The organism is Paraburkholderia sp. Ac-20336 (assembly GCF_017105025.1).
GTDB lineage: Bacteria > Pseudomonadota > Gammaproteobacteria > Burkholderiales > Burkholderiaceae > Paraburkholderia.
Genome location: NZ_JAAGPS010000221.1, coordinates 1 through 6,153, shown reverse-complemented (window position 1 = coordinate 6,153; position 6,153 = coordinate 1). Strand labels below are relative to the sequence as shown.

At 69.0% G+C, this 6,153-nt stretch carries 7 protein-coding genes; 2 read left to right on the top strand and 5 right to left on the bottom strand.

Annotated elements, in window-relative coordinates; genetic code table 11:
• Both GXB81_RS30195 and GXB81_RS30190 read left to right on the top strand, forming a co-directional pair.
• The coding region (locus GXB81_RS30195) for an aminotransferase class I/II-fold pyridoxal phosphate-dependent enzyme (protein WP_205991126.1) at positions 1-801 on the top strand (801 nt) is incomplete at its 5' end.
• Between the two features lie 223 nt (positions 802-1,024).
• Positions 1,025-1,975: a cobalamin-binding protein gene (locus GXB81_RS30190; RefSeq protein ID WP_241016590.1), complete on the top strand. Its 951-nt coding sequence runs from the start codon at positions 1,025-1,027 to the stop codon at positions 1,973-1,975.
• A gap of 6 nt (positions 1,976-1,981) precedes the next feature.
• Here GXB81_RS30190 and cobC read toward each other — a convergent pair whose 3' ends face one another.
• From cobC to GXB81_RS30165, 5 genes are all read right to left on the bottom strand, one after another.
• Positions 1,982-2,572, bottom strand: a complete 591-nt coding sequence (gene cobC, locus GXB81_RS30185; RefSeq protein ID WP_167036581.1) for an alpha-ribazole phosphatase — start codon at positions 2,570-2,572, stop codon at positions 1,982-1,984.
• A complete protein-coding gene (locus GXB81_RS30180) occupies positions 2,557-3,333 on the bottom strand; it encodes an adenosylcobinamide-GDP ribazoletransferase (protein ID WP_167036578.1) in 777 nt (258 codons plus the stop codon). The genes cobC and GXB81_RS30180 overlap by 16 nt, the downstream gene beginning before the upstream one ends.
• A gap of 55 nt (positions 3,334-3,388) precedes the next feature.
• On the bottom strand, positions 3,389-4,450 hold the full coding sequence (gene cobT, locus GXB81_RS30175) for a nicotinate-nucleotide--dimethylbenzimidazole phosphoribosyltransferase (protein WP_205991125.1): 1,062 nt from the start codon (positions 4,448-4,450) through the stop codon (positions 3,389-3,391).
• Positions 4,451-4,495: 45 nt separating this feature from the next.
• The gene (locus GXB81_RS30170; RefSeq protein ID WP_167036572.1) at positions 4,496-5,338 is read right to left on the bottom strand and encodes an ABC transporter ATP-binding protein; all 843 of its coding nucleotides are present in this window, start codon (positions 5,336-5,338) and stop codon (positions 4,496-4,498) included.
• Positions 5,335-6,153, bottom strand: an 819-nt coding sequence (locus GXB81_RS30165; RefSeq protein WP_205991124.1) for an iron ABC transporter permease, incomplete at its 5' end; no start/stop codon positions are given. The genes GXB81_RS30165 and GXB81_RS30170, both read right to left, overlap by 4 nt.

Here is a 6,153-nt window from a genome sequence, read left to right as displayed (position 1 = left end):
CTGCAGGCCACGATTCGCGCGCTGCCCGCGCTGCTGCCGCGCGCGACGATCGGCATCGCGCCGCTCACATACGGCGAATACGCGCCGGCGTTCGCGCGCGCCGGGCACGACGTCGCCACGCTCGACGTGCAGTGCGACACGCTGCCCGCCACGCTCACGCACGTCGCGATCGTGAACCCCGACAATCCGACCGCCACGCATCTCGGCGCCGACAAGCTGCTGCACTGGCACGCGCAACTGCGCGAGCGCGGCGGCACGCTGCTCGTCGACGAGGCGTTCGCCGATACGGTGCCTGCCGCGTCGCTCGCGGCGCGCACGTATCTCGAAGGGCTGATCGTGTTGCGCTCGCCGGGCAAGTTCTTCGGTCTCGCGGGCGTGCGCGCCGGTTTCGTGCTCGCCGCGCCCGCGTGGCTCGCCACGCTGCGCGACAGGCTCGGCGCGTGGACGGTCAGCGGTCCGGCGCGTCATGCGGTGAGCGCCGCGTTCGCCGATACCGCATGGCAGGCGCAGATGCGTGCGCGGCTCGCCGGCGAAAGCGCGCGGCTCGGCGCGCTATTGCATTCGCACGGTTTCGCCACGCGCGGCACGCCGCTCTTCGCATGGACCGACGATGCGCGTGCCGCCGCGTTGCACGAAGCGCTCGCGCAACGCGGTGTGTGGACGCGGCGGTTCGCGCCGTCGCTCGTTGCACCCAAGGGCAGCGTGCGTTTCGGACTGCCGGGAACGGAAGCCGAGTGGGCTCGCTTCGAACAGCAGTTGCATGAAGCGATGCGCGCCATCGGTGCGACGCAAACGGGTTAGTACGGAAATGGGAGACGGTGATGCCGCGCGAACCTGCTGCCGTCCTTCGCGCATCGCGCTACGCGTGCTGCGCTTTGAATCGAGCGTCATGTCGTACCTCATGTCGAGCTTTATGCGGCGCTTCATACCGAGCCTCATGCCGCCCTTCACTCACTGCGCCTCGCTTATCGCCCTACACGCGCCACACGCTCAACGCCTCGTCCAGGTTCCAAGTCCTCGCCCGATGATCCGCTTCGCTTGCCCGCTCCACCGCGCTACGCCCCCGCGCCGCCTAGCCCGCTTCCTCACCGCCGCATCGCTCGGCCTCGCCGCGCTGACGGCGCACGCGGCGATCACCGTCACCGACGATAGCGGCGCGACCGTCACGCTCGCCGCGCCCGCGCAGCGCGTCATCAGCCTCGCGCCGCACGTCACCGAGTTGCTGTATGCGGCGGGCGGCGGCGCGAAAATGGTCGGCGCGGTTTCGTACAGCGACTATCCGCCCGAGGCGAAGCAGCTGCCGCGCGTCGGCGACAACAAAGCGCTCGACCTCGAACGCATCGTCGCGTTGAAACCCGATCTGATCGTCGTGTGGCGGCACGGCAATGCGCAGCGTCAGCTCGACCGGCTGCGCGAACTGCATATCCCGCTCTTTTTCAGCGAGCCGCGCCATCTCGACGACGTCGCCGTATCGCTGACGAAGCTCGGTCAATTGCTCGGCACGTCGGCGACGGCCGATGCGGCGGCGGCCGCGTATCGCGACGACATCGCGCGACTGCGCGCGCAGTACGCGAGCCGGCCGGTCGTCAGCGTGTTCTACCAGGTCTGGGACAAACCGTTGATGACGCTCAACGGCGAGCACATGATCAGCGACGTGATCGCGCTGTGCGGCGGACGCAATGTCTTCGCGCAATTGCAGCCGCTCGTGCCGACCGTGTCGACCGAAGCGGTGCTCGCGGCGAATCCCGAGGCGGTCGTCACCGCCGCGCCGGGCGCGACGCGCCCCGACACGACGCTGCCGCAGCTCGACACGTGGCGCGCATGGCCGGGCCTTGCCGCGGTCGCAAGCAACAACCTCTTCGCGATCGACGGCGATCTCATCAACCGTCCGGCGCCGCGCATCGCGCAAGGCGCGCGAGAACTCTGCGAGGACCTCGACCTCGCGCGCTCACGCAGAAAACCGCGCGCGCCGTAAATCCCCTCACGCATTCCAGCGCACCAGCACCCACTGCTGCGTGGCCTCGTTGCGCCGCAGCCAGACGATGCCGGTCATATCGAGCGCCCAGTGCAGACAACGCGCGAGCGGCACGTCGAGCACCTGCGAGGCGATCGCGCGAATCACGCCCGCGTGCGTGACCACATAGGCCGGCGACAACTCGCGCGTCTGCGCGAACGCATCGAACCACGCATGCACGCGCTGCGCGAACTGCGCGACGCTCTCGCCGCCATGCGCGCATGCATGCTCGAAATCGGCGGCCCAGTCGTCGAGCTGCGCGCGATCGATCGCGTCCCAGCGCTGCGTTTCCCAGGCGCCGAAATTCATTTCCTTTAGACGCTCGTCATGGCTGACCACGCAGCCGAAGTCGCTCGCGATCTCGGTGGCGAGCGCCGCACAGCGCGTGAGCGGACTCGAGATCAGCACGCGCGGCGCCGGCACCTGCAAGGTCGCGAGCCGCAGCGCGAGCGCGCTCGCCGAGACCTCGGCGCTTTCGGCCAACGCGACATCGCTGTGTCCGTAACAGATGCCCGCATCGAGCGCGACGGCGGGATGACGAATCAGGACGATATCCATGCGAGCCCCACCAGATAGATGCTCAATTCGAAAACCTGCTGCGCGAAGCCGAGGCAATCGCCGGTATAACCGCCGATGCGTCTCACGAAATAACGGCCGATCGCCACGCGCAGCACGAGCAGCACACAGCATGTCGCAAGCGCGAAACGCCAGTCGGGCGCGCCGCGTCCGTTCGGCCACAGCAGCCACGGCAGACCGAACAGCGCCGCGCACATCAGCGCGGGGCCGCTCAGGCGCTGTGCGACCGGCTTCGCCTTGCCCTCGGCGCGCACGTAGTCGAGCGTGGCCAGATAGCTGATCGCCATCGCGCGGCTCGCGCCGTGCGCCGCGATCATCAGACCGGCCGCGCGTGACGGCGGCAAGGCCGCGAGCGTTTGCCACTTCAACGCGAGCGCGACGACGAGCGCGATCGCACCGAATGCGCCGACGCGCGAGTCGTGCATGATGCGCAACACGTCCTCGCGCGAATAGGCGCCACCGAACGCATCGACGCAATCGGCGAGACCGTCTTCGTGAAACGCGCCCGTGACGAGCAGCGACGCGGCCATCGACAGCAGCACCGCGACGCCCGCCGGAAATACGCGCAACGCGGCGAGATAGACGAGCGCGCTCAAGCCGCCGATCAATACGCCGACGAGCGGAAAGTAGCGCGCCGCCGCATTCAGATAATGCGGCTCGTAGCCGACCCAGCGCGGCACGGGCACGCGCGTGAAATAACCGAGCGCCGTGAAGAAGTAGCGCAATTCCGCGAGCGGGTTCATGAGCGGGGCGAGGTTCGCGTCACGTCACGCCTTGGGTCACACCTTAGGTCACACATCATCCCTCGCGATCGGCCACGCCGGCCGAGTCGAAACTCGCCATCTCGTTGACGAAGGCCGTCGCCGCGCGCAGCAGCGGCACCGCGAGTGCCGCGCCGGTGCCCTCGCCGAGCCGCATGTCGAGCGACAGCAGCGGCTGCGCGCCGAAATGATCGAGCATGCGCCGATGCCCGGCCTCGTTCGACGCATGCGCGAACACGCAGTACTCGCGCACCTCGGATGCGAACGCATCGGCAACGAGTAGCGCCGACGTCGCGATGAAGCCGTCGACGAGAATCGTCATGCGTGCTTCGGCGGCCGCGAGATACGCGCCCGCCATCATCGCGATCTCGAAGCCGCCGAACGTCGCGAGCACGTCGAGCGGCGCCGGCGTTGGCGCGTGATGCGCAAGCGCCGCCGCGAGCACGTTGCGCTTGCGCGCGAGCCCCGCGTTGTCGAGACCGGTGCCGCGCCCGACGCATTCGTCGAGCGGCACGTCGCACAAGCGGCTCATCAGACACGCGGCCGACGAGGTGTTCGCGATCCCCATCTCGCCGAAGCCGATCACATTGGTGCCGAGCGCCGCGTGATGACGCACGCGCGCCGCGCCCGCCTGCAAGGCGGCCAGCGCCTCGGCCTGGGTCATCGCCGGTTCGTGCGCGAAGTTGCGCGTGCCCGGCGCGACCGGAATGTCGACGAGCCCTTGCGTCGACGGCAACGGCGTCGCGATGCCCGCATTGACCACTTCGAGCTCGATGCCCGCGACGCGGCTCAGCGCATTGATCGCCGCGCCGCCCGCGAGAAAATTGGCGACCATCTGCGCGGTCACCGCTTGCGGATACGGGCTCACGCCTTCGGCGGCAATGCCGTGATCGCCGGCGAAGACGATCATGGCCGGGCGCGCGACCGTCGGATGCGTGCTGCGTTGAATCAGCCCCATCTGCCGCGCGAGCGTTTCCAGACGGCCGAGGCTGCCGGGCGGCTTGGTCCGCGTATCGATGATGTGTTGCAGCTCGGCGCGCAGCGTCTGATCGAGCGGAGCGACGTTGGGCAAACCGGCCGGGCGTGGAAAGCGAGTCATAGGTATAAGCGGAAATCGCCGCAAAAGAATGTCGGAATAAAAAAGTCAGCCTGATGCAATGTCATGATCGGCATGCGATTCATGACGCATGCGCGGCGCGGGAATCAGCGCCTCGTGCTCGCCGTCGCGAATCAGAATCAGCGGATAGCCGAACGCGCGGCTCGTCAATTCGGGCGTCAACACGTCGCGCACCAGGCCGGCGCATGCGCCGCCTGCTCCATCGAGCAGCAATGCGTGCGTCGCGAAGCGACGCGCGAGATTCAGATCGTGACACGAAAACAGCACACAGCGCCGCGGTTCCTGCGTCCATGCAACGAGCGCTTCGAGGCAATCGATCTGATGATGCAGGTCGAGATGCGACAGCGGTTCGTCGAGCAGCAGAAGCGGCGCATCCTGGCACAACACGGCCGCCAGCGCGACACGTTGGCGCTCGCCGCCCGATAACGACAGCACATCGCGCGCGGCGAAACTGCCCAGGCCGAGCCGTTCGAGCGCCGCCTGCGCGGCCGCGCGATCCGCGTCGCGCTCCCACCCCCAGCCGCCGAGATGCGGAAAGCGGTTCAGCATCACGATGTCGAGCACGCTGGCGCTGAACGCATCGTGCGCGCTTTGCGGCATCAACGCGCGGTGCCGTGCGAGCGGCAACGGCGGCCAGTCGGCAAGACGCCTGCCATCGAGTTCGACGTGCCCCGCCGACGCCGGCCGCAGCCCCGCGAGCGTGGACAGCAGCGTTGTCTTGCCCGCGCCGTTCGGCCCGGCGACGCACCAGATTTCGCCGGCATGGAAGGTCTGCGTGAACGCATCGAGCAAGGTGCGCGCGCCGGCGCGCAACGTCACGCGTTGCGCGCTCAGCGCCGAAGCCGGGACGGTATCGTGGGCGCGTGTCATGGACGCCTCTTCAGCAGCATCCAGAGAAACACCGGCACGCCGACCAGCGACGTCATCACGCCGACCGGCAACTGCGCGGGCGCAATCACAGTGCGCGCGACGAGATCCGCGCCCATCACCGCGACGCCGCCGCCGAGCGCGGCCGCCGGCAACAGCATGCGCTGATCGTTGCCGAACGCGAGCCGCAGCATGTGCGGCACCACGAGGCCGACGAAGCCGATCGTGCCCGCCGTCGTCACGGCAGCGGCAGCCGCAAGCGAGGCCACCAGGTACACGCGCAGACGCAACGGCATGACCGCAACGCCCAACGCCTGCGCGGCCGCATCGCCGCGCAGCAGCACGTTCAGGCGCGGCGCGGCGGGCACGATCACAAGCAGCGCGAGCAGCAGCGCGACGAGCGCGGTCCACGGCAGCGCGCCGCCGTTGAGGTCGCCGGTCAGCCAGAACAGCATGCCGCGCAAGCGGCTGTCGGGCGCGAGATTGAGCAGCAGCGTAATCAGCGCGCCCCACCCCGCCGCGATCACCGCACCGGTCAGGAGCAGCCGCGGCGACGTGTCCTGCGGTTCGCCGCGCCATAACTCGCGCCGCGCGAGGCCAAGCACGAGCAGGATCGACACCAACGCACCGGCGAACGCACTCGCATCGACGATCCACCATGCGCCGCCCGCGATCATCGCCACGAGCGCGAACGTCGCCGCGCCGCCCGATACGCCGAGCACATACGGCTCGGCCAGCGGATTGCGCAACAGCACCTGCAGCAGCGCGCCGGCGAGCGCGAGCAACGCCCCGCACGCCGGCGCGCTGCTGCAGGTGCA